Here is a 25,737-nt window from a genome sequence, read left to right as displayed (position 1 = left end):
CGGGTTAAGTGACAGGATGAGGATCATTGGAGGAGCGATCCTGCTCCGTCACGCGAACGGACGTATATGTGACGACGCAGATCGGCTACGCACGGGTGTCCAAGGCGGACGGCAGTCAGGCCCACGACCTCCAGCACGACGCGCTGGTTGCGGCCGGCGTCGATCCCGACCATATCTATGAGGACGCTGCCTCGGGACGGCGCGACACGCGCCCGGGACTCGACGCCTGTCTAAAGGCGCTGCGGCGCGGCGACACGCTGGTCGTGTGGAAGCTCGACCGCCTCGGGCGCGATCTGCGCCACCTCGTCAATCTGGTCGACGAGCTGACGAAGCGGCAGATCGGCCTCAAGGTGCTGGCGGGCGAAGGCGCGTCGATAGACACCACCACCGCCAATGGCCGCCTGATCTTCGCTATCTTCGCCGGCCTCGCCGAGTTCGAACGCGAACTGATCGTCGAGCGTACCCGCGCCGGCCTTGTTTCAGCACGCGCGCGGGGGCGGCATGGCGGACGTCCTTTCAAGATGACACCGGCCAAGCTTCGTCTCGCCCAGGCCGCGATGGGCAAGCCCGAAACCAAGGTTGCCGAACTGTGCGCCGAACTCGGCGTTACCCGGCAGACCTTGTACCGCCATGTCACACCCAAGGGCGAGATCAGGCCCGATGGCGAGAAACTGCTGCAACGAAAAGCGCGATCTGCGTAGCTTCTCGAACGAGGAACCCTGATGGACATTGCGCGGAGACCTGAGCGGGCAGGATCAACTGCTCGGATCGGCTTGTGGCTGATCTTCCTCGTCGTCGGGCTGTCGCTGCCGCTCACCTATCTTCTCCAGGCACCAGCTCCTGTCGGTGGAGGTCTTCTTCGAGTGTTCGGTTGGGGCGGGCTGTTCGGTGCCGCGGTCGGCGCGCTTGTCCGAATCCTGTGCTCTCCGCTTTTCCGAGCGCGCACATGGTGGTCGCGGGGCAAGGTAACGGCCGGTTGTATTTCTCTGGGCGCCCTTGGAGGTGCAGGGAGCGCCGCTTGGCTGGATCAGCTACGCGTCGTGCACCGGCAAGAAGTGGAGTTGCCCATCGTCAAACTGGAGAAGCTACCAGCTCGACGACAGACGTCGGGCATTCAGATCGCGACCCTCTCACCGTTTGATCCGACCGGGCCGGATCATATCGCGGCCGAAAACATCAAAGGACGATACGTCAGAGAAGGCGATTGCCTGACTGGTGTCATTGAACGCGGGTGGCTGGGAGGCCTGTGGGTGCGACACTTTGAGGCGCGCCCATGCTCGAAGGTGCGCGGCACATCCGGATCGCACGTGATCGTACCGGCTAGCGGCTTTTCGTCGTGGCGCTGGCACCAACCTCGCGATTTTCAACCAAAGCGACAAGGGCAAGCTTGGGACGACGCGCTGCCGGCTGATCTGAGTTGCCGCGTTCGGCCCGGTGCTTGGCTCTACCGGTGTTCGCCTAGATAAGTCGCTCACGAGCTCGACAAGGGGAGAGAGCAATGTTGCGTTCGGTGCCGGTCGTTCTGTTCTCCCTGCTTACACCGACTGCCTGTACGGGGCAGTCTTCAGCACAGACCGTGGAACAGGTTCTGCGGCAGAAGACCGCTCGGCTGAAGGCGCGCGATCCGGCCAAGGAGGCCGCGAGTGCCGCCACCCGAGGCGACTCCCGCCTTGCCGGGACCAACTACATCGGCCCGATGCCGTCTGGCTGGAGCCTGCCAGGTGTTTCCTGCGCCGTCTGGACGCGGCCCGCGATCGGCAAATGGTATGTCGCGGACGACGTCATCACCAGCAAGGAGGAGGTGACTCACGGAGAGGCGGCCGTCCGCTTCGTCACCCGCTACAATCAGGCGCTCGTCGATAACCCAGCGTTCCTTTACCCCGAGCTTTGCGCGCGTGAGGGGAAGCGGCCGAAGGCCCGCTATACCGGTACGGTACGCACCTTTGCCGAGGCTGCGCGCAGCGCCGATCCGGCCGTGCTGGCGAGCGTGCCGGCCGGTGCAGACATCAGCGCGCGCGATTTGCTGGGCCATACCGCCTTGAACTGGGCCCTGTACCGCAGCGACGGCGAGATGGCGCGCCTGCTCGTCGAGCGCGGCGCCAATCCCAGCATACGGCCACCCTCCAGCGGGGGTGACTATGACGGGCCAGCCCCGCTCGCTCAGGCCGTGCGGATGAAGAACGCCGCGCTCATTGCCACGATGCTGGATCGCGGCGCCAGGTTCAGCGGTGCTACGGGTCTGTGCGTCGATCGTCGTGAACCGGAACAGATGACCGCACCCGAGTGCGATTGGATCGGCCTTCTCGTGATGTCTGGCAGAGCCGGCCTGCTTGAGCGCGCCGCGCGCGACCGGAGAGCGACCGCTATCGCCGGAGAGCAGGCCGCTGTTCAGGGCGAGATCGGGTCCGGCTTTACTCGCGCACTCGATACGCGGCAGGAGGATGCCGTCACCCGGCTGCTGCCTCTACTGGAAGGCGGCGATCCGTCCTTTTGGGTGCATCGGTTGATGAAAGCAGGCCGCTTCGATCTGGCGCGACGGTACGTCGCCCTGCACGCAGAGGAACTGGGCCGATCGAAAGCGGAATCTACGCTATGGGCTGTCGCAGCCCAGGCCGGGCAGGAAGACGCCCTGGTCTTCCTCGCGAACTATGGCGGCGAACTGAACCTCCTGCCTCAGCCGCGCCTGGCTTCCTGCGGGACGGCGGCTTCACGCGGCGACATCGACGCGCTTGCCACGTGCGTGCGCGAAGCCGCCGATCGCCGGCTCCGGATCGAGGCCAGGATTAAGGCGGGCGACACTCCCGGGCTCCTCGCACTCGCCCGCGAGGCGACCGACCTTCACGAGTATCGCCGCGCCACCATTGTTGATGTGGTCGCGCAACATGGTACCGCAGCCATGATGAGGGCGCTGGCTCCGCTCGTCGCGCCTGTCCGATTGGACAGATTTCATGACCAAAGTCAGACGGCCTTTCCCGACTCTCGCTTTCCGCAGATCGCGTCGTGGGACGGTCTGCTCGCGCTCAAGCAGCGGCTCGACAGCTTTCCCAGGGCTGCCAATGCGGCGGTGGAGAGAAACGATCCGGCGCTTGTCGCATCCCTCGCCGCCCTGAAGCCGACCGGCGTGGCTCCAGCACTGACGAACTACATGGGACGCATCGAGCCGCGCATTCCGATGGAGCCGCTTGAGGACTCTACGACGGAGGCACTGCCGAACGCACCCGATGCCGACAAGATGGCGATGATCCGTTCGCTCGTTCAGTTGGTCGCGACTAGCGACGGCCCGCAAGCGATGGAGGATGCGCTGGGCTCCGCAATTCGTGCAGGGTGGAATGACGTCATACGGCTGATACTGGCGGCAGGGTTCCGCGGCGATCGGGCGCAACGACCCGATCAGCTGTGGCAATGGTGGTCCGGCCTGTCGAACGCGTGCAAGCCGTCGACGGGAGAGCTTCTGACCAGTGCCGGGGTTAGGATCGACTACCCGCTCGATGCGCGCCTGAACGGCCAACCGCCGATCTGGCTCGTCACCGCGGGATGCAAGAACCCGGCGAGCGCCGCGGTGCTGGTCAGGACAGGGGCGGACGTGAACACGCTTTCGGGACCGGAAGGAGACGGCGACACCATGGTCGACGTCGCGCTCCGGCGGCGAAAGCCGCTGATGGCCGAGGCGTTGCGCAAGCTAGGCGGCGTGACATCGGCGCAACTGCCACCGGGCAAGTCGAGCAAGCGACAGGAAGCGCGCGGCGATGTCGATTGGGATCTCGTGCCGAACGGGGAAGTGCAGTGAGAACCGGGCCGGTGCTCTTGGCCCTGTTGCTTCTTGCCGGCTGCGCAACGCCCAGGGTGCTGGCAAGCTGTGCCGGCCTACGGGGGGTCGGCGCCGTTCCGATCACCGACGCAAGCGGCGTCACGCGGATCCGCTACACCTATGCCGACGAGACGGTGCGCCTCCCGCATCTGCAATGCCGCGCCGACCAGGGCGACCGGTCGGCCATGGTCGAGCTCGCCCGCGCGCTGGAGACGGGCGAAGGCGTCGCACGTGACGACGTTCGCGCCGCTGCGCTATACGAGAAAGCGGCGCAGGACCGGCCCGCCTTCACCAGCATCTACTCGCCGCCCGTGCGGCTCGGCGGATCGGGGCAGGTCACGATGATCCCGAACACAGACGGCGGACCGGGTGATGCGGAGGCAAAATACCGGCTCGGGCAGATGCTCGTCGAGGGACGCGGCATCGGACAGGATGTCACGCGGGGACAGGAGCTGATGGCAGCCGCACAGCGCCAAGGATTTCACCCGTGAGTCGGCCGATCCATGCTCAGTGGTTAGCCGGCACTTCCTGAAGATCCAGGAAGGGACCAGCCCAAGTAGGGCCGGCACGCTCGCGGTTCATCGTCGCAACGATGACGGAGTGAGCGAAACCACGCCACCCCGGACCAGGGTAAGCAGCAGCAAGCCGCTCGGCCATTTCGACTTCGCCGACCTTGGTGAGAAGGTGGATTAGCTGAATCCGCTGCCGGGCAGCGGCGGCACGGGCGAACTGGTCGCCGACGTCCAGCGCGGGAACTGCGGCTGCTGCCGTCTGTAGGAGTGATCTCGCGCCGGCGACGTCGCCCGATCCGAGGCGGCGTTCGATTATCGCGAGACGCGTCTTTCCAAGAACCTGTGGTTTACCCGTTCGGGTCGCAGCATCCAGCGCCCTGGCGTCGTCACCTGCCTGGAGCCAGACGTCTGCGGCGATTTCTTCGCCCAATCCGTTCGGGCACAGGCGCGCCAACGATCCCGACGCTTCAAGCCGCGCCATATAGGTCGCCACCACCGTGCTGTTCTGCGTCGGGAGAACCCATCCGGCGATACCGGTCAGCCCATCGTCCACCATCGTGCAGTCGGCGGATGGAGGCAGCAGGTTCGTCACCAGCATGGCGCGATCGAAGTCACGCGCTTTGAAGAACTCGGCAATGAGGCCCTGCGCCTGAGTTCCCGGCTCCGGCAAAAGCCTCTCACCCGTGGCTCGCTTCTTGGTGAAGCCGCTTCGTATCCGCGCGATGGCATCGTCCGGTCTGCCCTCGATCAGATCGACCTCGATCGTATCGAGCCGTTCGCTTGCCTGCCGTCGCGTATCGCCATCGAGATGGGGGACCAAAGCGCGCAGCCGGCGAACAGCATCGACCGCCCCGCCGGCGGGACGTTCGGGTACGCTATCCCATGTCGCCATATAGAGGAGCTGTGCCTTGGTCGGCCCGGGTGGCAGCGCATCTGCCGCCGCCAAGATCAGACGAAAGGGCGGAATTGGAGGCGGCACGATGCCTGGAGGCGCATCCATGGAAAAGCAGTCGCGAATGCGCCGGTCGTCCGCGGGTGTAGCGCTTGCGGGCTTCAGACCCTCGACGAAACGCTCGCAGGCGCGATCCTCACTGTTCTGCTCGCGCTGCTGTGCCACAATTTGACTGGTGAGCTTGTCCGGGCGGGGGCTGAACGTCCGTAGTTCGTAATCCTCCGACATGGCGGCAGCTGCCTCGATGGCATGGTCGCGGTCGGCGTATCGAAGGTTGCGCGATATCTCGCGAAGAGCGACATCGCGCTCCCGTCCTGCCGGCATCGACTTGGCTTCGACAACCGCACGCTCAGCGAGGTTTCCAGCAGGTGCTGCATCCGCGCAGCCACTCGGCGAGATGACCAAGGCTAAAGCCATGCAGAAAGGCCGAAGGCGAACGAGCAACATCGCTTCAAGCTACGCCAGAACGCTCAACACGCAACCGTTACGCCTTAGCGTACGATTTCGGGCCTTCTCTCGCCGGTCCCCAAAGAGCAGCACGCCGCCCAGGCCGGTGCCGCCGAGATACAAGAGCGTTGACCGCTTCATAGGATCGCCTCGCCGGTGCCGACGATCTGGCGCTGGCACGCGAACCCGATGGCCGCGTACCGGGAGTCGAAACCGTCCTTGTGCGGTGTCCCGACATAGTAGCAGCCCGACGGGATCACTCCGCTCGGACCGATCGCCAGCGGCTCACCCGCCTTGGTGAAGGGCTTGGTGTACGCGACGACACGGTGGTTGACCGTGACCAGCCTGCCCCAGTGCCGGACCGTATCCCCGGGCATCCCGTAGACGATCTTGCCGAACATCTCCGGCTTGGAGCCGAAATGCCGGCGGACGAGGTCGCTCTTGGGAGGCAGGAAGAAGACGTACTCGCCGCGCGACGGCATCTGGTTCTTGTGGATGACGAACGCCCAGTTCGGCAGCGAGTCCGTTGTGTTGATCAGGAGGGCGTGCTTGTCGCGCCAGTCGCTGATCGCACCGAGGATGACGCTGCCGGCGATGAACGCGCCGAACAGACCCCAGCGCAGCTTGCGGCCGCTGGCCCGGGGCGCGAGGTCACTGACCGCCGTTGCCATTGGGGCCTCCGAAGGTCGAAGTCATCGCCGCAGGCACGCCCGAGGGCACGCCCTGCATCGCCGACGGCACCTGCAGCGGCTGCTGCCTGCCGGCGACAGGTGGCGCCGCCGACATCGGATTGATCGTCGCGCCGGCACCGGCCATCGCGGGCGGGACGGCGTAGGCCTGGGGAACCGCCGCCACGGCCGGGGCGAGCTGCTGCTGAAGCTGCTGCATTTCCTCCGCGCTCGCCGGACGCGGCTGACGAATGCCGCTGGCATAGACCGCCTTCTTCAGGCTGTCGGTGATGTCCGGCACGTTCTCGGTGAGCACCGCCTCGCCGACGAGGACCACCTGACCCTTGGCGCTGCGCCGCTGGATCTCGTGCTTGAGCGACGACATGAAGGTTCGCATCTCGGCCTCGACCTGCGCGGGTGGCGACGCGGCGTGGGCCTGGGCCGTCACGTATTCGCCGACGATGCTGGAGAGGCTCGCCTTGACGATATGCTCCTCGCGCGGCGCGACGAGCGCCTTCGTCACCCACATCGACCAGATCAGCGCGACCACGAGCGCTGCGCCCAAGACGAGCTGCGCGCGGGTGAACCCGCCGAACCCGCGCTTGGCGCGGACGACCGGCGCCGGGGCGGCGGAGGTCGCGGGGGACGGGAGGTCGAGTTCGGGCTGGTCAGCCATTGGCCTTGCTCCGCTTGGGGTCGCGCGAGGGAAGGATGCTGTGCCGGCGGAAAAAGATGACCGCGGCCGACAGAGCCAAGTGCGCGACGATGAGGATGTGCTTGAAGGAGGCGATGCGCGCCGCGTCGGCCGCGACGTACCGGCTCGCCATATTGTTGAGCTGGTGCATCATGCCGTCGACCGAGAGACCGCCGATCGCGAGGAAGAACAGGACGAACAGCCCCCAGGTGATCAGGAGCGTGGTCGCCAGGAACCCCGCCATGTGCAGGTAGAAGTAGAGGAGGAAGCAACCAAATCACTCGACGAAAGCAGATGCTGCCGCGGATGCGCGAGAGGGTTCTGGCGAGGGGCGCACCGGGCGGATCATTCGAGCCGATCGCAAAGACGCAACTGCCATAGATCTTGATCGGCCTTCTCCAACTCAGGATCTGCGCGGCCGTCGCCCCTTCGACCGCCTGAACGTCGCAACGTGGAGCGTACTGGCTGTTAATCGCCTTCGCTGTGCCAAGCCCGATGCTGTCGCCAAGAATAAGGCATTCGAACATAGAGCGCCCCTTGGTTCGATGTGGTCGAAGCAGCTTGGCGGGCCGCCGCGCTAACCAATGACGGGGTCGCTGGCCGAACCCAACGCCTCTTGGAGTTCCGAGACGTCAGCATCGATGATCGCGTACAGGTCGTCATCATTGTGTCGAAAGAACATCTGCGCTTTCGCCTCGTCATCAGCCGGCGGAGCTGTAGATCCCATACGCTCGGACCATCTCGCGTCGATGAAGCTCATGAGTTGGCTCCAGGCTGCAAGATGGGAATGATGGAGGCTCAGGCAGTGTGTGCCATCCGTAATGATCGCGAGGATCGTCGCCTGCATGTTCCATTAACTCCCTCGATCACAGCCGGGACGGGGACAGAACTGAGATCATCGGGACCATCATCGATCTACCTCCCCTAACGCGCGCTCCGAAGTTGCATTGCCGTTTCAGACCTGATCTTCCTGAGGGAGCGCACCTTCAAACCGTCTGCCGAGAAAGATCGCCCTCACTAACCGGGTAATCCTGCGAGTCCGCGTGGGATCTACTCGCGAGCAGATGGGCGCCGCATGCAGAAAATCGGCAGCGCACAACAAAGCGGTCTTTCATCGACCTCACCTTCCGGCTCGACGAGGCACACACGCGCTCACCCACCTGGTAGCGCATGTTCCGCATACTCGCGGCGGATGAGATCGAGTTTCGGATCGATGTATCGGCGGCAGAATGGCCGATTGGGATCGTTGCGATAGTAGTTTTGGTAGCGCTCCTGCGATGGCAAGAAGTCGACGAACGGCACCACCTGCGTGTGAATCGTCTTTGCGGCTTCTTCCGCGAACCGGCGCACCGTTCGCTCAGCTTCCGCCCGTTGTCCGGGCTCAAAGATATAGATTGCGCTGCGGTACTTCCCACGCGGGGAACGAGCTCTGCTCGATGAATGCGTTCTAAGATGTACCTCGGCGAGCATTCCCAGGCTGATGGTGGACGGGTCGAACGTCACGACCACGCCCTCGGCCCAAGTGTCCGCCGGTGGCTCGGATTGCAAATAGCCCTGATCGACCTGCGTGACCCCTCGTAATGCTTGAAACACCCCCTCGGTGCACCAATGGCAACCGCCGCCAAGGCCTACCTTCAACATCTTCTACCTCGGGCTAGCGCTCATTGGCTCGGCCGGCTGGCCTCGAACAGGAACCAAGCACGGCGTTCGGCCTCATCGGTCCAAGCGTCGACCAAGCCAGAGGTGGCGTTGTCCTTTGCCTCATCCGCGACTGCCTTCGCCTTCCGAAACCCTTCCACCATATGGAGGTTGTCGGCCCTTAGCTCGGCCAGCATTTCCTGCGGCGTCACGAACTCGGCATCGTTGTCTCGGATAGTCTGATGCCGCGCGATGTCACCAATCGATGTAAGTGTGCGATTGCCCGTCTTTCTGGCGCGCTCGGCGATGGCGTCGGTAACGGCCAGGATCTCCGCAGCCTGCTCGTCGAGAAGAAGATGGTAGTCCCTGAAGTAGGGTCCAGAGACATGCCAGTGGAAGTTCTTGGTCTTCAGGTAGACTGCATAGCTGTTTGCGAGGATAATCTTAAGTGCGTCCGCTACGGTCATCGTTGCGGCCTCATCAAGGTCGGTCGGCGTCGCAAGTTGCGCAGCTGTAGCGTCGGTCATCAGAAGGCTCCCTGATCGGTGGCTTTCGCAGGAGCCGGCATCGATTCCCCTAAGGCCGTAGAGGCCATCAGAATGAGGCTGCCCAAGGTCTAAGTCCAATGACTCGCGGCTATAGTTTCGATAGCCTGACGTTACGGAGGCTGCGAGCAAAACACTCATGGCAGTGGCTAAACAGAACTCGACACGAGGCTATTCTGAGGGCGTGAAGCCGAGCACGAACTTCACTACCTTGTCTGAGGACATTTCGCAGGGTCTGAGAAATGTCTCGCCGCTTTCCAGGCGGTACAGGTTGAAGCTTACGATATCGGTGGCGGCGAGATCTCTCGCAAACAGACTGTTTCGCCGACCGTCGTCAGATCGCTTGACGGTCACGCCGTAGCGGTAGCCGTCAAAGACGCCTTCACTGTAGCCGCTTGGCAGCCGTTCCAACGCTGCCTCAAAGGCGGCTTTCTCCATTTCAGGCGGCGAGTGCATAACCGAAGATGGCCCTCGTTCGGCGAGCAAGAACGGTGCCGATCCGCAGCATGACCGCCGACCAGCCAGCCACCCGGCTTACCCAACCGCTGCGCAGCGAACCCATCCGCTTAACCGAAATCAACGTCGTTCCGAGGCATCTGCTGCATCGGCTCGACGCCCATCAGCGCCAAGCCATTGCGGATGCTCTGTCCGACGGCAGCTGCCAAGAAGAGCCGTACGCGGCTGAGCGGCGCGTTATCGTCGCGGATGAAGCGGCGTGCCGGATCATCGGATCCGGCATTCCACAGCGCGTGGAAAGCCGCCGCCAGATCGGCGAGGAAGAAGGCGATCCGATGCGGTTCGCGCGCTGACGCGGCCGCCTCCACTACTCGCGGAAACTGGGCCATCAGCTTGACTAGGATCAAATCCCGACCGTCTAAGAGGGAAAGGTCGGGCTCAGCGCTCAAGTCGATCTTGGCCTCGATTGCTCGTCGAGAAAGCGAATGTATGCGCGCGTACGCGTAGTGAACATAGAAGACCGGATTATCACGCGACGCCTCGACCGCCTTCGCGAAGTCGAAGTCCATTGGCGCCTCCGCCTTGCGGGTGAGCATGGTGAAACGAACGACATCCTTGCCGACCTCTTTCACCACATCCGCGAGGGTCACGAAGTTGCCTGCACGCTTCGACATCTTTACCGGCTCGCCTTCGCGAAGCAGCCGAACAATCTGCACCAGCTTGACGTCGAAGCGCTTGCGCCCTTCGGTGAGGGCATCGGTAGCTGCGACGATGCGCTTCACCGTGCCGGCATGATCCGCACCCCAGACGTCGATCATCTCATCGGCGTCGCGTGCCTTCTCGAAGTGGTAGGCGAGGTCGACGCCGAAGTAGGTCCAGCTTCCATCTGCCTTGCGGATCGGCCGGTCCTGATCATCGCCAAAGAGCGTCGAGCGGAACAGCGGCAGCTCGATCGGTTGCCAGTCCTCCGGGGTTTCTCCCTTGGGCGGGTCAAGCACGCCATCATAGATCAGGCCGCGCTCGCGCAGCCAAGCCTCGGCGGCGGCGGGCCGTCCCGCTTCGAGAAGTTCGGCCTCCGATGCGAAGCGGTCATGGCGAACGCCCAGCAACGTAAGGTCCGCGCGGATCGTCTCCATCATCGCTGCCACGGCGTGCGAGCGGAAGATCGGAAGCCACGCGGCCTGCGGGGCATGTCGGTAGCGGTCGCCGAAGTCCGAAGCCAAGGTCTGGCCCACGGGCTTAAGATAGTCGCCCGGATACAGGCCCTCCGGGATGTCGCCGATACTTTCGCCCAGCGCCTCGAGGTAGCGAAGGTGGGCGGATCTCCCGAGGACGTCCACCTGTCCGCCGGCATCGTTGACGTAGTACTCGCGGATTACGCGGTGCCCGGTGAACACCAGCAGGTTCGCCAGCGCGTCCCCGACGACCGCTCCGCGGCAATGCCCCACATGCATCGGGCCGGTCGGATTAGCCGAGACATATTCGACGTTCACCGTTTTGCCGGCACCAGTGTCCGAACTGCCATATCGCTCGCCCGCATGTGCGATCGCCGCCAGCTCGTCCCGCCATGCGTCATCGGTCACCCGCAGATTGACGAAGCCCGGCCCGGCGACGTCGACGCTTGTCACTTCCTCGAGCGCCGCCAGCCGGCTGGCCAGCGCCTCGGCGAGCTGCCGCGGCGGGACCCCGGCGCGCTTCCCCATCACCATCGCAGCGTTGGTCGACAGGTCGCCGTGCGCAGCGTCATGCGGCGCTTCCACAGTCACGCCGCTCCGTGCGAGACCGGTCGGCAGCTCGCCAGACGTTTCCAGCCCGTCGAGCGCCCGCCCGACGTGTTCGGAGACGCGAGCGTGAAGCGCTGCCGGCATCAGCGGCCGCCCCCGGCGCGGAGCTTGCTACGCAACCTCAACGCCCTTCCAGAAAGCGACATGATCTCTGATCGCTTCGGCTCTTGGTGTCGGGTTGGGGTAGGCCCAAGCCGCATTCAGGTTGCACTCTTCGCCCACCCGAACGTGATAATAGCGCGCCCGACCCTTTACCGGACAGACGGACGAATGATCGCTTCCCTCGAGCCGAGTATGATCGACGGCTTCGGGCGGAAAGTAGTGATTGCCGTCGACAATCACGGTCTTGTCGCTCGCGGCGATAGTGGCGTCGTTCCAAACTGCAGAAACCATTGTGCGCTCCTTCGCTCTATCGGTTGGCTGAGCGGCACCATTGATCAGGTGGCGGAGACCTCGCCGGCGAGAAGCTTGTCGAGCTCGCCTTTGGCATCGAGCTCCAAAAGGTCATCAGAGCCCCCGATGTGCTTGCCGTTGATGAAGATCTGCGGAACGGTGCTCCGTCCTGTCGCTTCCTCCATCGCCTGCCGCTGAGCAGGATCATCCTCGATGTCGTGTTCAGTCCATTTCACACCCTTTTCGGTGAACAGTGCTTTCGCGCGCCGGCAAAAGGGGCACCAGTTGGTCGTAAAGATGAGAATCTTTGGCGTCATGGCTCTCGTCTCCGATCATACGTAGTTGGGATGGATTGCAACGGCTGAAACCTAACAGACTCAGCCAAAGGTGAAGGCAAAACCCAGAGCGCCGGGATCGAGGAACTCGATCGCGAACGTGCGCTCGCGAACGGCGCCCTTCTGCCGTACGAGCTGGTAGAGTCTTTGTCCCTCGATCGTGCCGTTTCCGGCGTCGTCGATGTCCGAGCCATGATCGCTAGCGGGTGGCTTGCCGTCGATCGTGACGCGGAACCGGACCCGTCGGCCCGTAGCGGAAGGGCCGAGCACAAGGTGGACGTCGCGGGCATGGAACCGGTAGACGATGCGGGCCCCGGCGGATTGTGACGAGGCATGTTCCGACCCTGCAAGCCAGCGTCCGGAAAGCGCCCAGGCGTTCAGGGGCAACTGAGGCGGCGCGACATAGTCATGCGCGGTCTCGCGCACGAAGCCCCCCGGTGACGTGAAACGCTCGCCACGCACATAGCCCAGGTAGGTCTCGGGTGAGCGTACATCGTTCCAGCTCGCTGCGGCAGAGGATCCCGCAGTGCGCACCGATACAGTTCGCATGTCGCCGACCGCGTGGCCATTTTCGGCAAGAAGCCGCTGGATGACCTTCTCGGATTCGGCGTAATTTCCCTCGCCAAAATGATGGTATCGGACGCGGCCGCGACCATCGATGAAGTAGTGGGCCGGCCAGTAACGGTTGTCAAAGGCGCGCCAGATCGCGTGATTGTTATCGAGCGCTACGGGATAGGTGACGCCTAAGTCACGCGCGGCTTTCGCGACGTTGTCAGGATCCTTCTCGAAAGCGAACTCGGGGGCGTGAACCCCGATCACTACCAGCCCGGCCGCCCGATATTTCTGCTCCCAGGCTTTTACGTAGGGCAGCGTCCGCAGGCAGTTGATGCAGCTATAGGTCCAGAAATCGACCAGGACGACCTTGCCGCGCAACGTCTCGCGCGTGAGCGGCGCAGAATTCAGCCAACTCGTTGCGCCCGTGAGCGGTGGCAATTCCCCTTCGATTTCGAGCGGACCATCCCCAAGAGTGCTGGTCTGCCCCAAACGATCGTCTACCCGGAAGCTGTCCAGGAGTCTTTGTTCGACGGTGGACGTTCCGGCGAGCGACAGCTTGGTCAATAAGCCCGTGTCGAGGCCCAGAGCAATGGCGATTACTGCAAGAAGCACTAGCGCGCCCAGAGAGCGGCGGAACCAGTCTCCCACACGGATCGACCGTTTCATCGCAGCGAACACACGTCCGCCGATGAGCAGCGCCAGCGCGAGCGATGTTGCCGCACCAGCGGCATAAGCCAGCAGCAGCAGCGAAGTGCCGATAGTGGCGCCGTTCAACGCGGCTCCGGTCAGTACCAACCCCAGTATCGGTCCGGCGCACGGCGCCCAAAGAAGACCGGTGGCTACCCCGAGGAGCAGTGATGCCCAGAAACTATCACCAGTCCGCTCTGGTCCGGCAGCTTCCGTGAGCCGGGCGCCGAGCCTGACGATCGGTCTGGTGGCGCGATCGGCGAGCGCGGGGAACGCCAGCAGCAGTCCAAACACGCCCAGTATCAGCAGCGCTACCGCTCTTCCGAGGCTGTTCGCCTGTACGGCCCAGCTGCCGCCGACTGCTGCCAACGTGGCCACTCCGGCGAATGTCACCGCCATCCCCAATAGGAGCGGCAGACCACTGCGCATGAACGGTTGACCCGCTCGCGCGAACACGAACGGGAGCACCGGCAGGATGCATGGGCTGATGATGGTCAGCGCGCCGGCGAGGTAAGAGAGGATCAGCAGCAGCACGGGCGATCCCTCCCCGACCATGGAAACAGCCTGGGTTTCGGGTCGTGAGAGGCCCGCTGTCTAATGGTACTCGGACGCTCGGCGGCGTCGATGCGCAATACGCAGGCGCGAATTATCATGCCGCCATCTTCCGGACCGTCTCCAACACCCGGTCCTGACGATACGGCTTCGGGAAGAAGACCATGTTTTTCGGCAGTTTGGTTTCCTGCGGCCAAGGTCGTCCTGACGTGATGATAACCTGGATGTCGGGCCAGCGCTCGCGAATGCAGATCGCCAGCATGATGCCATCCATCCCGCCAGGCATATCCACGTCCGTAAATACGACGCGGACATCTGAGCGCTCTTCCAAGGTGCTGATCGCGTCGGTGGCGTCCGCCGCCTGAAGCACTTCGAAGCCAGCCTCTTCGATTATGTCCGAAGCGAACAGCCGGACGATTGGCTCGTCTTCCACGACGAGAATTATCGGCCTGATGATCATACGCATTCCTACGTCAGCCCTTTGCCAGATGGCGGATCGGCGCTCGCAAGTCGGCCTCAAACCCCTCCGGATCGTAACGAGTATCCACACCGCCAGTCCCGACTAGACCGATGCTGATGAGCTTGGAGCCGAAGCCGCGGCGCGCCGGTGGGATGACAAGAGGTCCACCCCGTTCGCGCCACTTGATCATGAGGCCAGCTTCATCACCGTCGCTCTTGATTTCCCATGTCAGCGATACTTCTCCACTGTCGCCCTTGAGAGCCCCGTACTTGCAGGCGTTTGTTAGGAGCTCGTGCACGATTAAGGAGAAAGACAAGGCTGCCTGTGCTCCAAGCGCAACCGGCGGGCCGTTCATACTGACGCGATCCATGAAGCCGATCGCCTCGATGGCATTTGTCGCAATGGATGCGAGGTCAGCCCGCGCCCAGCTATTATGGAGCAGAGCGTCGTGCGCGCCGCTCAACGCCATCAGGCGGCGTTCGAAAGCATAGACGGACTCACGGTCGGTCGCTGATCGCAGCGTCTGGCTCGCGATTGCCTGCACCATGGTCAACGTGTTCTTGAGCCGGTGCGCGATCTCCCCGTTTACAATGCGCTGCTGCTCCTCAGATCGATGGCGCGCCACGCCCGCCTCAAGACGATCGGCGACGCTGCGGAGAAACGCGATCTCCTCTGCTAGCCAGTACCTGGGCCGTGTCGAATGGACGAAGAACAGGGCGGTCGTCCGGCCGGGGTCCCGCACCGGCACGTCGACAAGCGCGCGCACCCCATTGCGCAAGGCGAGCGCTAGGTTCGGCAGTGTCCGTTCGTCGGCAAGGGAATCGAATACGACAAGTGGATCTCCGCTGGAGAGGGGAGCTTGCAAGCCGTGATACTCGTCAAGCGCGTGCCGGCCGGCGACGCTGAGGACACCGGGAGCAGTCCAGTCACGTTCGACGTCAAGCACCTCTACAGCATCATCGACCAAACCCAGTCCGGCGCGATCGGCGGTCAGCACCCGCCCGACAACGGCGGCGGTCGCCAAGGCCATCTGCCCTGCGTCGCCACTGTTGCGAATGATCTCGCCGATCTCGACCAACGCGACCTGCAACTCTGTCTGACGCTCGCTGACCTTAGCGATACGACGAAGTTCGAGATTCTCGCTGGCAAGCCTGGCGAGGGCCCGCAGCATCGACCTTTCCAATTCGCTCAGCCCCTCCGGGCGAGGCGCGGTGTCGATGACGCACAGTCTGCCGACAACGGCCCCGGAACGAAGGACGAGGGGAGCGCCGGCATATGAGCGGAAGTGCCGGGCGCCTGTAACAAGCGGATTGCAATCTGTGCGCCCATCGGCGGTCAGGTCCGCGATCTCCAGCATCTCTGCACGATCGATCTCGATCCGGCAGACAGAGTGCTCGATCTCCGTTTCCTGGACATCTAGACCGTACCTGGCCTTGAACCACTGTCGATCGACATCGAGAAGGGTGATCAGCGCGATCGGCACGCCGCAAGCCTTGGCCGCAACAAAGACAAGGTCGTCGAACGCTTGCTCGGCGGGAGTGTCGAGGACCATCAGGTCCGCAAGTGCCTTGGGGCGCGAAATCGCGCTCATGGCAGTCGTGCCAGCGCTCAGTCCCACTGCTCTCCTCCCAGCAAAAAGTTGCTTTGTGAGGGCGCGAAACTGCGAGACGATACCGAGCATCGCTCCGGAGAGCGAAGCCCCCCCCGCGTCGCACCGCTGACGCGAGCACCCATTGACACAGCGCAGAGCTGCTGGCGGTCTGAATCAAAGGGTGGAGCTAGCGCCTTCACCTCAGTGTCCGGTCAGACGCGGCGGCCACGTCGTTTGGGACGCAGAAGTTGCTCGATGAGGATGCGGCTCTGCGCCATCGACGGTGAGCACGATTTTTCCCTGGATGTGCCCGGCCGCAGCGCGCTCATGCGCGGCAGCCGCTTGCGATAGTGGATAGGTGCTGTCCACTGCGACGCGGACCGCCCCACTTGCAAGCAACCGCCCGAGCTCCGCGAGCTGCGCGCCGTTTGATCTCACCTGTGTCGCCGACACGGTCACGCCGAGCCGGGCTGCTTCGTCGTGGCCTGCGAAGCCTAACGGGAAAATTGGAAACAGAGCGCCACCGCTGCGGAGCGTGCGCAGGAAGCGGTCTGCCGCAGGGCCCCCAACAGCATCGATCACCAGATCGACGTCTCGCACGACATCCTCCGGCGCCGTCTTCGTGTAATCGATGAACTCGTCAGCGCCGAGATCAACCAGGAACTTTGCGTGCCGAGAGGATGCGACGGCGATGACCCGCGCACCTCCCTGCTTGGCGAGCTGAACTGCGAAGTGCCCCACCCCGCCCGCGGCGCCGTTGATAAGGACCCGTTTGCCCGCGAGCGGGACAGGCCGGTGCCTATCTGGCTGCAAAGGATTAGGCTCGTCGTGACCCAGCCCGATCAGGAACTGCCACGCGGTCAGGCCAGACATCGGAATCGCTGCGGCGTGAACGTGATCGATCGTGTTCGGTTTGAGGGCAAGATCAGATGATGGCGCGGATACGTACTCCGCATATCCGTGGCTGTCGCCGTAGCTTGGGAAGCGGATCATCCCGAAAACTTCGTCACCCGGCGTGAAACCCTGCACGTCATCGGCAACAGTTTCGACGACGCCAGACACATCGGACCCAGGGATCGCCGGGAATGCGACCTCCGGCCGCCATTCGGGCGGCAGCTCCGCATATCCTTCCCGAAGATACCAATCGGGCGGGTTGATCCCGGCCGCCGATACGCGGACCAGCACCTCACCCGGCTTCACCTCCGGCTTTGGCGCATCTTCGTATCGAAGCACGCTCGGCGCGCCGAACTCATGGAAACGAATAGCCTTCACTTCTCAGGTCTCCCCTCAAACGCGTTCGAGAAGTGCGACAGTGCCCTGGCCACCGTCGGCGCAGATGCTGACGATCGCGCGTGCTCCGACCGGTAGCGCCCACAGCTCTTTCACCGCCTGGCTGAGGTCGCGGGCGCCGGTGGCGCCGAACGGATGCCCGATCGCCACTGAGCCACCCATGGGGTTGACCCGCTCCCAATCGAACGGGCCCATGTCCGCCTCGACACCCGCCTTTGCGCGCACCCAGTCGGGATCGGTGATGGCCGCGACATTCGCCAGCACCTGTGCTGCAAACGCCTCGTGGATTTCCCACAGCGCGATGTCGGAGAAGCCGAGCCGATGCCGTGAGAGGAGGCGCGGGATGCCATAGGACGGCGCCATCAGCAGTCCCTCGGTATGAAGATCGACGGCCGACACCTCGTAATCGACCAGCCGGACGTGCGGGGTATCAGTCGGCAGTCTGGCAATGCCGGCTTCGTTGGCGACCCAGCAACCAGCCGCGCCATCGGTAATCGGTGAGCTGTTTCCGGCCGTAATGCTCCCCAGCCCGCTATCCCGGTCGAAGGCTGGCTTCAGCGCGGCGAGCCGCTCGATCGACGTATCGGCCCGCGGGTTGGCGTCGCGCGTCAGCTCAGGAAGCGGGACCACGAGATCGTCAAAAAAGCCGTTAGTCCAGCCAGCGACTGCACGCTGGTGGCTCTTGAGCGCCCAATCGTCCTGCGCCGCGCGCGAGATGTTCCAGGCTTTGGCGGTTTCCTCCATGTGATCGCCCATCGTACGGCCGGTGATGCGATTGGCCCAACCCTTGGTTGGCAGGACGTAGTCCCGCACGGTAAGCGACTGCAGCGCGGCCAGCGCGGCACCTGCATCCTTTGCGAAGAGGTCCGTGAGCCGCTTGGACGCCTCGGCCGTCAGGGCAAGCGAGGGTCGACTCATGACCTCGGCCCCGCCGACTAGCGACAGGTCTGCTCCGCCGCCGAGCATGCCTGCAGCGGCGAAGGTCGCAGTCATGCTGGTCGAGCAGGCGAGAACGACCGAGAATGCCGGCACGCTCGGGTTGAGCTTGGCGTCGAGCCAGACCTCGCGGGCGATATTGCTCCAGCCCAAGTTCGGTATCACGGTTCCCCAGACGACGAAGTCGGGCTCGGCATGCTGGGCCATCGCCTGTACCACCGGGACAGACAGCGAGATTGCATCGTATGTGGCCAGCGCTCCGCCCCCGCGACCGAATGCGGTCCGAAGACCGGCAGCCAAGAAAACGGGTTTGGCGAAACGGCTCATGATAGTCTCCCGGGACACTGGATCTGCGCCGTTAGCCACCGTAGCGCTCGGTCTTGATTGTCGCGGCGTCCAGGCCGGCGAACAGCGCGCCGTCCGTTGCGATGTTCACGAAGCCGTTCGAACCACAGACGAAGACGTGCGCAGGCGTGCGGGGAAGGCGAGTGATGACCTCTTGGACCATTGCGCCATCGATCCGTCGCGCAAAGTCGGTTTCACGCGTCGGCGCTTCACGCGTGATCGCCAGCGACAGCACGAAGCCGGGATCATCGAACTCGATGGCTTGGAGCTCTTTGGCGTACAGGACGTCGCGAGCGGTGCGCGCCGATAGGAGCAACGCCGTCGGCACATTCTGCGCCTCTACGCGGCGCTGTCGTATCATCGCCATCAGCGGCACCAGGCCCGAGCCTGCGCCGATCAAGAATACAGGCCCAGCTGCGTCCTGCGGCCAGAGGAAGTGTCCGCCAAGCGGCCCGCGAAGTTCGATCTCGTCACCGACCGCTGCCACGTCGTGAAAAAAGGGCGAGACCTCCCCGTCCGGAAGGCGTTCGATGGCGAGCTCAACAATGCCTGACCCATCAGGTGGTGAGGCGATCGAATAACTGCGCATCGCCATGTAGCCGTCAGGGGCGGTCAATCGCACATCGACGTGCTGACCCGCCACATGAGTGAATGGGTTGCCCAACCGGAGGGAGAAGCTCTTGATGGCCGGCGTTTGCTGAACGATTCTTTCAACGACGGATTTCTGCCACAGCGCAGCCTGCACAGCGCTCTCAATCATGCGTGTACCGCTGCTCGCGCCATGGATCGCCGTAGATGTGATAGCCGCGCAGCTCCCAGAAACCGGCTTCATCGCGCGTCGTGAACTGTAACGCCTTCACCCATTTGGCCGACTTCCAAAAATAAAGGTGCGGAACGAGCAGCCGAGCTGGGCCACCGTGATCACGCGGAAGTGGCTGCCCTGCATATTTGAGCGCGACCATCGCCTTATCGGCGAGCAGATCCGCCAGCGGGACGTTCGTCGAATAGCCATCGTAGGAATGCACCAGCACGAAATCGGTCGGGCGCTCGAGTCCAGCATCGGCCAGGATGTCCTCGATCAGCACGCCCTCCCAAGCCGTGTCCAGCTTGGACCACGAAGTGACGCAGTGGATGTCCTTCTTCACCTTGGTCTGTGGCAGAGCGTTGAACTGGCTCCAGTCCCAGACCTTCGCCGGTTTTGGTCCGACCTTGACCGTAAAGTTCCACTTCGAGGTATCGATGTTCGGCGTCGGTCCCGCTGTGAGAACCGGGAAGTTGTCGACGAGATGCTGGCCAGGGGGGATACGGCCGGACTGATCCCCGCCCGATCCGCGTCCGGTAAAACCTCTTGTGACCATGCCGGACTCTCCTTCTCGTCGCGACAGCACGGGCCTGGTTTTCCGCTCACACTCCTGCGACAAGGGACTTTTCGCACGCGGATCCGCTCGAAAACGGATCTTGAGAAAACTCGTTACCTGATGCTCTGTCAGTATTAACAGACGTCACCCGCCGGGAACCGTGACGAGTACGTTCCGACTATACCGTTAGAGCAACGCTCTTTCCCAATACCCTGTCACTATAGTTTCGATAGCCGCGAAGGCATCGATTTCCGCGTGATCACCGAGCCCACCGCAAACCTAAGTTTCGTTGAGACCCTTCGACATCAATCGGCTTTGCGAGCCGAACCAAGCTGCGCCCTCCGCGCCGGCCAGCTATGGCGAATGTCTTCGCGGTAAGTCTCTGCGTTGCTCACTCGCTGCAAAAGCGGATTGGCAAGCCAGGCGGCCTGCGACGGGCTGAGCAACTCGGGGATGGATCTGCGGTAGGGCAGCGCCAGGTTGATTTGAGTTCGCTGCGCCGCCGTCAGCGGCAGATGGCGGACGATGTTCTTACGCAGGTAGAATTGCGGCTCCCGATCCACGCTGAAGCCGCCGGGCGCCGCCGGTGCAAAGCCTTCTACACGAGCATAAGCGTTCAAGTCGGCCCGCGTGACCGTCTTCGGATCGAATTGAACCTGCACCGCTTCCTCGCCATCCACCCAGCCCGCATCGGTCGTGATCACCGCTGGATGCTGTGCAAGGCTTGTCTCGCCCGACCAGAAACAGGGCGTCATGTAGACAGCGTTTTCGGTGAGGCCACTCTCGATCAGCAAGTCGCGGCCGAGCAAACGGAAGTACGACGGGACATCACCGTCGAACATCTGCAAAACGGCGCTGAGCTTTTCATGCAGCCCGAGCGGATCGTAGCGATCGGCCAAGCGCGGCAGCAGCTCGGCGCCATCGGGTCGGAGAAACCGCATGACCGGATTGTTCCAGGATCGCTCGCCATAGAGGCGCAGGATTTTGGCATCCGCTCCAGGATGGTTGTTGAAGATCGCCACCGGCACGAACCGGTCGGTGATCAGCTCTACCATGAGCGGATGCGTAAGAACGTCCTGCCCGAAGTGCACGCACGTCGAGCAACCCGGCACTTCCTGAAACAGCAGCAGCACCGGTTTGCCTTGCGCGGAGGCGAGCGCCATGCCGTGGTCGTAGCCGCGCAGCCATGGGACGTCGCCAAGCTCGCGATGGTCGCGATGCGAAACTCCAGTCATTGTCATGCCCACTATGTAGTGAGGTGAAATCCAAATCACCGGCCACCGCCCCGCATACATGGAAACTATACTCTCCAGCTATTGGAAAGGCGCATGCGCAAGCTTCATAGTACCCACCGCCCGGGTTGAGTTTGATGCCCTAGAACACAGTGCACCAGGATCTCCAGATCAAAAGCGGAGATGGATCACTACGAGTTCGGCCGAGGGCCGGTCTTCGTTATACTCCAGGTGTTGACGGGCATTCGGAGGATAGGAATCTCGTCATGACCGACGTCGAACAGTTTGCCCCTGAACTTCGTGTTAGAGAATGGATCGGAGCGGACGGCAAGCAGCTGGACACTCCCGTCACGCTCTCCGATCTTGGGCTAGGACCGAAGATCCTCTTCGCGTTTCAGCATTGGTGCCGCGGCTGTCATGTGCACGGCTTTCCCACGCTACAGCGGCTCCATGCCGGCTTGGCGAAGCGAGGCGTCGGTTTCGCGGTGATTCAAACAGTGTTTGAGGGAGAGCAGGAGAACACCTTCGAAAAGCTGCGACCAAACCAGTCGCAGTATGGGCTTCCGGTGCCATTCGGCCATGATCCGCTGATGGAGGGCGCGCGGCTCCCGACGTTCATGGAGGATTACCACACTCGTGGCACGCCCTGGTTCAGCGTGATCGATGCCCGCGGGACGGTAGTATTCTCGGACTTTCATTTGGACGCGGACAAGCTGGTGGCACATCTGGATCGAGCTTGATCGATGCGTCGCTGGCTCATCCTTGCCACTACCCACGTCGCGATGCTGGCACTGGGGTTTGCTGCCGGTATTTACGCTCTGCCGATCCTGACGGCACCGCCTGCGCCAGATGCAGCTGCCTTAGCATCGGCCGTGACACAGGCGCTCTACACTGGGCAATTTAAGCGTAGTCTGAAGGGCAGCGATTTCGTTCATCGGGGCGACGGCACCGTGAGGGTGTCGCGCGACCAGATAGCGCATATCGGCCGCCTATCCCCTGGCCCCGATTACAAGCTCTACCTCGCCCCGCACTTCGTGCGCACCAAAGACGAGTTTCTCGCGATCAAGCACATGTCCCGCCGTGTCGGTGACGTAAAAACCTTCGATGGCTTCATCATCTCCGTCGCGCCCGACATCGACGTCGCCGCATTCACCACCGTCGTGATTTGGTGCGAGTCTTTCGACCGCTTCATCAGCGCCGCTGAATATCAACGACCCGCAACAGGCTCATGAGGCTCGAAGGATACCAACGTCGCAAGCTCGCTGCGGTGATCTTTAGCACCCTGCGGTGCAGTGCGGAGAAGAGAAAAGAGGGTCAGGGTAGCTCATGCCCTCCACGATGAAATCGCTCAGGGTGGCTTGCACGCGCGGTCTCGTTCTTGCGCCAGTGGCGGCTCTGCTTATGAGCGTCGCCTTCCTCATGCTGGGCAACGGCCTGCTGGGCACGCTGCTGATCGTCCGGGCTGGGCAGGAGGAGTTTTCCAGCGGCAGCATCGGCGCGATGATGTCCGCCTACTTCTCAGGCTTCACTATCGGTGCACTAGTGCTGCCGCGCATCATCGTATCCGTTGGCCACGTAAGGACGTTCGCCGGCTTTGCGGCCGTCGCATCGATCACTGCCCTTCTCCACGCCGTGCTGGTGGAACCGTGGGCATGGATGCCCCTGCGCATGGTCACCGGCTTCGCTTACGCCGGCATGATCCTGTCGACCGAGAGCTGGCTTAACGCGCACGCGGTGCCCTCGACGCGCGGGCAGCTCCTGTCGATCTTCGGCGTTGTATCCATGGGCTCATGGGCCCTTGGACAAGCGCTCCTCAACGTAGCTCCCCCAGCAGGGATGGCCTTGTTCCTTATCGTCTCCGTCCTGATCTCGGCGGCTGTCGTCCCTATTACGCTTCTGCCAAGCCACTCGCCAGCCGAGGTGACACTGGAACCAGTCGCGTTTCGGGATCTCTTGTCAGTCTCCCCTTTAGCTACATTCGGAGTGTTCCTGGCCGGCCTGGCCATCGGCGGATTCTGGGGGTTGGGTCCGAGTTTCGCGCAAAGTATCGGACTCGACATCGGCGGCATCTCCGCGTTCATGGCCAGTGTCCTTGGGGGAACCCTTGCATTGCAATGGCCACTCGGCTGGCTTTCTGACCGGGTGCCTCGCAATCTGATCATCGCCGGCGCCGCCTTGGCGTCTGCAGTGGCGGCAGCCGGCGTGGCGCTGGCGACCGAAGCCCCCCTGCCCCTGCTTCTCGTCGCAGGCGCGCTCTTCGGCGGGTTCGGCATTCCGATTTACTCGTTGTGCGTGGCGATCGCGAACGACAATCTTCCGGCTGGACAGCTGCTAGGCACCGCGCGTGGTCTTCTGCTCATCAACGGTGTGGGGACTGCGGTGGGACCTTTGATCGGAGGAGCCGCGATCAGCCTCGCGGGTCCTGGCGGTCTCTTCCTGTACGCTGCAGCGCTTCTGACCATCCTGTCAGTGCTGGCAATCGTCCGTGGATGCCCCGTCCGCACCGCGGCAGCGAAGGCCACGCGCTGCCCGAGCACACCGATGATCACGGGTTCGCTTGACGCGATGGTACAAGCGAACGACAGGGATGAGCGCGGTATGAGCTAGGAATGCCCGGACAACATCCTACGCGACCTCCTCGACCAAAAGGTTCCGGCCCTTGAATTTCACCGTCTCTCCGGGTCGAGCCCCTTCGATGGCTTCATAGATCGGCGCCATCGTGGAGATCCCCATGAGCTCCTGTCCGTGGCACACGAATTTGCTCGTTGAAACGGCGATCACGAAGTAGCGCCCCGATAGCTTGACCAGGGCACCTTCTGCGACGGCAGACTTCGGTCCGAAGTCGATCGTCCTAAGCTTGTCGAGCTTGTCGGCATAATCATGGAGCGTGTCGTCGAGCGCCTCTGCAAGATCGCTCGCGACTTCAGCTTGCGCCTGTTCATCGTTCTCGATCGGCTCGCTCCGATCGAGACGAGCAGTGGAAACGTAGTCCAGGTAATTCTCGCGAGCACCGTGTAAGGCAGCCGTTTCGAGCGAGAGCATCGTTTCCCGGACGTGATCCTTGTTCCAGTCCATCATCACCTCGTTAGGTTCGTTAACTTACATTCTGACAGCGCAGTGACCGGCTCGACGGTGCCCTGCTCGCCGTTCACATCATTCGTCTGTGATCACGTCTTCACCCTGATACGGAATGCGGATTAGCCGCGGGTCGCGAATGATACTTGTGACCAGCCAAACGTAGGTTTGCTCTGCCGTGTCGAAGCCGAGGATGCTGAAGGCGCCGCCGAATGGACAGGCAGGAAAATCCGGAAAGCCTTCGCGCAGGACGTAACGCTCGGGATCGCTCTCGAACTCAGCTTTGTAAACCTTGCGGAGACCATGCTTACTCGGAACATCTTCATCGCCTGTTGGCGTCGTCTCGCGGCGCTCGAGCAGACGCTCTGCCAAGTCACGGTGGCAGATCTCGTCGAAAACATCGAAGGCATCGATCAGCAGCCCTCTGTGCTGGGTTGCGGGATCGGTGATCGCATAGATGTTCGATGCATCTCCCGCATTGTCGCCACTTTCCAAGCGCAAGGCTGCATCCACTTGTATCGTGCAGGCATCCAGCGTTGATCCAAGCTCAAGATCGAACAGGCGCCCGTCTTTGATGCGATATTCGCGATCATAGCCCTTCGCGACGAATGACTGCACCTCCTGTAGGACGTCTGTCACCTGACTCTTCATCAATGCACCTTTAGCTCACGTTTGATTGGAGCAGTCCTAGCGAGAACTGCGCTTTGGCCGCGATCACGGAAGGCGCCAGACGCGATCCTCACAGCCACTTTGACTTCTTGAAGCGGACGAACAGGAAGAGGCAGAACAACGTCATCACCCCGAGAACGACGAAGTAGCCATAAGCTGTCTCGAGTTCCGGCATGTGCTTGAAGTTCATCCCGTATATGCCGGCGATGGCCGTGGGTACGGCGAGTATCGCGGCCCACGCGGCGAGTTGCCGGGTGATCACCCCGATCCGCTGCGCTTCAAGCAGGCTACTGAATTCAAAGACGGTGGACAGAACCTGCAGGAGGCCGTCTACCATTGCCTGCACACGCGAAACGTGGTCTGCGACATCGTTAAAGTACGGTCGAACCTCGGCACTGATGCAGGGGAAGTGTCCCCTCACGAGCTTGCGCACAAGCTCGGCCATCGCTCCCAGCATGCGCTGAAACCTGGTCAGTTCACACCTCAGGCCGAAGATGCGAGCGATCTCTTCGCGGCCCAGGAAGTCGTCCAGTGATCGACGTTCCATAGCCAAAACGTCGTCTTCGATCATCTCGAAGATCGGCAGGTACTGATCGACAATCCGATGCAGGATCGCATGCAGGACGTAGTCGACGCTGCTGATTCCGAGGGAAGCCGCCCCCTCATTCCGAAATGATGCCGCCCCCCTGTTCCGAGAATTACTCGCCCCCTGATTCCGAGATGATGTCGCCCCCTTTGCGGGGATGACGATGAAG

General features: G+C 62.8%; 28 protein-coding genes and 1 pseudogene. 7 read left to right on the top strand and 22 right to left on the bottom strand.

Annotated features, from left to right (window positions below):
- Positions 1 to 68 precede the first annotated feature (68 nt).
- From ACP7A3_RS16835 to ACP7A3_RS16820, 4 genes are read left to right on the top strand one after another with little or no spacing between them, the layout of a single operon-like run.
- Positions 69 to 701: a recombinase family protein gene (locus tag ACP7A3_RS16835; RefSeq protein ID WP_426256713.1), complete on the top strand. Its 633-nt coding sequence runs from the start codon at positions 69 to 71 to the stop codon at positions 699 to 701.
- A 21-nt stretch (positions 702 to 722) separates the two neighbouring features.
- The gene (locus ACP7A3_RS16830) at positions 723 to 1,466 is read left to right on the top strand and encodes a hypothetical protein (RefSeq protein ID WP_426256714.1); all 744 of its coding nucleotides are present in this window, start codon (positions 723 to 725) and stop codon (positions 1,464 to 1,466) included.
- Between the two features lie 32 nt (positions 1,467 to 1,498).
- Positions 1,499 to 3,787, top strand: coding sequence for an ankyrin repeat domain-containing protein (locus ACP7A3_RS16825; protein ID WP_426256715.1), 2,289 nt, complete (start codon positions 1,499 to 1,501; stop codon positions 3,785 to 3,787).
- Positions 3,788 to 3,804: 17 nt separating this feature from the next.
- Positions 3,805 to 4,299, top strand: coding sequence for a tetratricopeptide repeat protein (locus ACP7A3_RS16820; protein ID WP_426256716.1), 495 nt, complete (start codon positions 3,805 to 3,807; stop codon positions 4,297 to 4,299).
- 16 nt (positions 4,300 to 4,315) lie between these two features.
- Here the strand turns inward: ACP7A3_RS16820 and ACP7A3_RS16815 are convergent, their stop codons facing one another.
- The 19 genes and pseudogenes from ACP7A3_RS16815 to ACP7A3_RS16725 form a co-directional block, all read right to left on the bottom strand.
- Positions 4,316 to 5,719, bottom strand: a complete 1,404-nt coding sequence (locus ACP7A3_RS16815; protein ID WP_426256717.1) for a hypothetical protein — start codon at positions 5,717 to 5,719, stop codon at positions 4,316 to 4,318.
- A gap of 137 nt (positions 5,720 to 5,856) precedes the next feature.
- The gene (locus tag ACP7A3_RS16810) at positions 5,857 to 6,390 is read right to left on the bottom strand and encodes a S26 family signal peptidase (RefSeq protein ID WP_426256718.1); all 534 of its coding nucleotides are present in this window, start codon (positions 6,388 to 6,390) and stop codon (positions 5,857 to 5,859) included.
- Positions 6,371 to 7,063: a TrbI F-type domain-containing protein gene (locus ACP7A3_RS16805; protein ID WP_426256719.1), complete on the bottom strand. Its 693-nt coding sequence runs from the start codon at positions 7,061 to 7,063 to the stop codon at positions 6,371 to 6,373. The genes ACP7A3_RS16810 and ACP7A3_RS16805 overlap by 20 nt, the downstream gene beginning before the upstream one ends.
- Positions 7,056 to 7,349: pseudogene (locus ACP7A3_RS16800) on the bottom strand (hypothetical protein); the annotation flags it as partial. The pseudogene ACP7A3_RS16800 and the gene ACP7A3_RS16805, both read right to left, overlap by 8 nt.
- Before the next feature lie 309 nt (positions 7,350 to 7,658).
- Positions 7,659 to 7,928 (bottom strand): hypothetical protein, encoded by a 270-nt coding sequence (locus ACP7A3_RS16795; RefSeq protein WP_426256720.1) that lies wholly within the window; start codon positions 7,926 to 7,928, stop codon positions 7,659 to 7,661.
- Positions 7,929 to 8,233: 305 nt separating this feature from the next.
- Positions 8,234 to 8,722, bottom strand: a complete 489-nt coding sequence (locus ACP7A3_RS16790) for a peptide-methionine (S)-S-oxide reductase (RefSeq protein ID WP_197939349.1) — start codon at positions 8,720 to 8,722, stop codon at positions 8,234 to 8,236.
- A gap of 20 nt (positions 8,723 to 8,742) precedes the next feature.
- Positions 8,743 to 9,246: a Dps family protein gene (locus ACP7A3_RS16785; protein ID WP_084280918.1), complete on the bottom strand. Its 504-nt coding sequence runs from the start codon at positions 9,244 to 9,246 to the stop codon at positions 8,743 to 8,745.
- Between the two features lie 189 nt (positions 9,247 to 9,435).
- Positions 9,436 to 9,702 (bottom strand): hypothetical protein, encoded by a 267-nt coding sequence (locus ACP7A3_RS16780; RefSeq protein ID WP_084280919.1) that lies wholly within the window; start codon positions 9,700 to 9,702, stop codon positions 9,436 to 9,438.
- 128 nt (positions 9,703 to 9,830) lie between these two features.
- A complete protein-coding gene (argS, locus tag ACP7A3_RS16775) occupies positions 9,831 to 11,588 on the bottom strand; it encodes an arginine--tRNA ligase (RefSeq protein WP_197939350.1) in 1,758 nt (585 codons plus the stop codon).
- Between the two features lie 27 nt (positions 11,589 to 11,615).
- Positions 11,616 to 11,897 carry a DUF427 domain-containing protein gene (locus ACP7A3_RS16770; protein WP_084280925.1) on the bottom strand — a complete coding sequence of 94 codons (282 nt, stop codon included), beginning with the start codon at positions 11,895 to 11,897 and terminating at the stop codon, positions 11,616 to 11,618.
- A 44-nt stretch (positions 11,898 to 11,941) separates the two neighbouring features.
- A complete protein-coding gene (gene grxC / locus ACP7A3_RS16765) occupies positions 11,942 to 12,214 on the bottom strand; it encodes a glutaredoxin 3 (protein ID WP_084280927.1) in 273 nt (90 codons plus the stop codon).
- A gap of 60 nt (positions 12,215 to 12,274) precedes the next feature.
- Positions 12,275 to 14,008 carry a cytochrome c biogenesis protein DipZ gene (locus ACP7A3_RS16760; RefSeq protein ID WP_084280971.1) on the bottom strand — a complete coding sequence of 578 codons (1,734 nt, stop codon included), beginning with the start codon at positions 14,006 to 14,008 and terminating at the stop codon, positions 12,275 to 12,277.
- A gap of 115 nt (positions 14,009 to 14,123) precedes the next feature.
- Positions 14,124 to 14,486 (bottom strand): response regulator, encoded by a 363-nt coding sequence (locus tag ACP7A3_RS16755; RefSeq protein WP_426256721.1) that lies wholly within the window; start codon positions 14,484 to 14,486, stop codon positions 14,124 to 14,126.
- A 13-nt stretch (positions 14,487 to 14,499) separates the two neighbouring features.
- A complete protein-coding gene (locus ACP7A3_RS16750; RefSeq protein WP_084280932.1) occupies positions 14,500 to 16,167 on the bottom strand; it encodes a sensor histidine kinase in 1,668 nt (555 codons plus the stop codon).
- A 111-nt stretch (positions 16,168 to 16,278) separates the two neighbouring features.
- Positions 16,279 to 17,349: an NADP-dependent oxidoreductase gene (locus ACP7A3_RS16745; protein ID WP_084280937.1), complete on the bottom strand. Its 1,071-nt coding sequence runs from the start codon at positions 17,347 to 17,349 to the stop codon at positions 16,279 to 16,281.
- Between the two features lie 15 nt (positions 17,350 to 17,364).
- Positions 17,365 to 18,630, bottom strand: a complete 1,266-nt coding sequence (locus ACP7A3_RS16740; RefSeq protein ID WP_066778597.1) for a thiolase family protein — start codon at positions 18,628 to 18,630, stop codon at positions 17,365 to 17,367.
- Between the two features lie 31 nt (positions 18,631 to 18,661).
- The gene (locus ACP7A3_RS16735) at positions 18,662 to 19,408 is read right to left on the bottom strand and encodes a ferredoxin reductase (RefSeq protein WP_084280940.1); all 747 of its coding nucleotides are present in this window, start codon (positions 19,406 to 19,408) and stop codon (positions 18,662 to 18,664) included.
- A complete protein-coding gene (locus tag ACP7A3_RS16730) occupies positions 19,401 to 20,036 on the bottom strand; it encodes a sulfite oxidase-like oxidoreductase (RefSeq protein WP_426256722.1) in 636 nt (211 codons plus the stop codon). Before ACP7A3_RS16730 ends, ACP7A3_RS16735 begins: the two co-directional genes overlap by 8 nt.
- A 275-nt stretch (positions 20,037 to 20,311) precedes the next feature.
- Positions 20,312 to 21,241: a VPGUxxT family thioredoxin-like (seleno)protein, type 2 gene (locus ACP7A3_RS16725; RefSeq protein ID WP_232252462.1), complete on the bottom strand. Its 930-nt coding sequence runs from the start codon at positions 21,239 to 21,241 to the stop codon at positions 20,312 to 20,314.
- A 263-nt stretch (positions 21,242 to 21,504) separates the two neighbouring features.
- Here ACP7A3_RS16725 and ACP7A3_RS16720 point away from each other — a divergent pair, with 263 nt between their 5' ends.
- The 3 genes from ACP7A3_RS16720 to ACP7A3_RS16710 all read left to right on the top strand — a co-directional run bounded on the left by ACP7A3_RS16720 (position 21,505) and on the right by ACP7A3_RS16710 (position 23,845).
- Complete coding sequence (locus ACP7A3_RS16720; protein ID WP_197939352.1) at positions 21,505 to 21,978, top strand: peroxiredoxin family protein; 474 nt, start codon at positions 21,505 to 21,507, stop codon at positions 21,976 to 21,978.
- 3 nt (positions 21,979 to 21,981) lie between these two features.
- A complete protein-coding gene (locus ACP7A3_RS16715) occupies positions 21,982 to 22,470 on the top strand; it encodes a DM13 domain-containing protein (protein ID WP_197939353.1) in 489 nt (162 codons plus the stop codon).
- A gap of 169 nt (positions 22,471 to 22,639) precedes the next feature.
- Positions 22,640 to 23,845, top strand: a complete 1,206-nt coding sequence (locus tag ACP7A3_RS16710; protein WP_232252463.1) for an MFS transporter — start codon at positions 22,640 to 22,642, stop codon at positions 23,843 to 23,845.
- Between the two features lie 18 nt (positions 23,846 to 23,863).
- Here ACP7A3_RS16710 and ACP7A3_RS16705 read toward each other — a convergent pair whose 3' ends face one another.
- The 3 genes from ACP7A3_RS16705 to ACP7A3_RS16695 form a co-directional block, all read right to left on the bottom strand.
- Positions 23,864 to 24,313: a hypothetical protein gene (locus tag ACP7A3_RS16705; protein ID WP_197939354.1), complete on the bottom strand. Its 450-nt coding sequence runs from the start codon at positions 24,311 to 24,313 to the stop codon at positions 23,864 to 23,866.
- Between the two features lie 78 nt (positions 24,314 to 24,391).
- Positions 24,392 to 24,964, bottom strand: a complete 573-nt coding sequence (locus ACP7A3_RS16700) for a hypothetical protein (protein WP_197939355.1) — start codon at positions 24,962 to 24,964, stop codon at positions 24,392 to 24,394.
- A gap of 88 nt (positions 24,965 to 25,052) precedes the next feature.
- Positions 25,053 to 25,737: CorA family divalent cation transporter (locus ACP7A3_RS16695; RefSeq protein WP_426256724.1), on the bottom strand; the 685-nt coding region annotated here is incomplete at its 5' end.

The organism is Sphingomonas sp. DC5200-1, assembly GCF_049897245.1.
GTDB classification, from domain to species: Bacteria; Pseudomonadota; Alphaproteobacteria; order Sphingomonadales; family Sphingomonadaceae; genus Sphingomonas; species Sphingomonas aquatilis.
This window is presented reverse-complemented; position numbering and strand designations above follow the sequence as displayed.